This window comes from Acinetobacter sp. 1566109 (assembly GCF_000582255.1).
Taxonomy (GTDB): domain Bacteria; phylum Pseudomonadota; class Gammaproteobacteria; order Pseudomonadales; family Moraxellaceae; genus Acinetobacter; species Acinetobacter nosocomialis.
Genome location: NZ_JEYB01000260.1, coordinates 1 through 329 on the forward strand (window position 1 = coordinate 1; position 329 = coordinate 329).

Annotated in this window: 1 pseudogene; it reads left to right on the forward strand. The window is 30.1% G+C overall.

What is annotated here, in order from left to right:
• Positions 1-91: 91 nt before the first annotated feature.
• A pseudogene (locus J582_RS26720) lies at positions 92-329 on the forward strand (hypothetical protein); the annotation flags it as partial.

The window sequence follows — 329 nt, forward strand, 5'->3', positions numbered from 1 at the left end:
AATTACAATAGTACCTATTTTTAAGTAAGTAATTGATTTATATTGAATATATGTGTTAACTTAAGGTTTGAGTTCATCTGAGAAAAGAATAATGGAAAGAAATCTAAATTTAGCAAATTCAATTTTCGAAGGCTTTAATGATAAAAACGGATTAATGATTTGTGGCTATGAATGGGGATGGTCAAAAGAAGATCAAAAACTGGATGAAAGCGATAGCCGTCCCACAGTAGATATGAGCATTGAATGTACATTTAGTAATAAATCCCTAAGGTATGGTCCTTCTTCCAATACTTGGCCTTATGATAAAAATAGGTACTATTGTAATTACA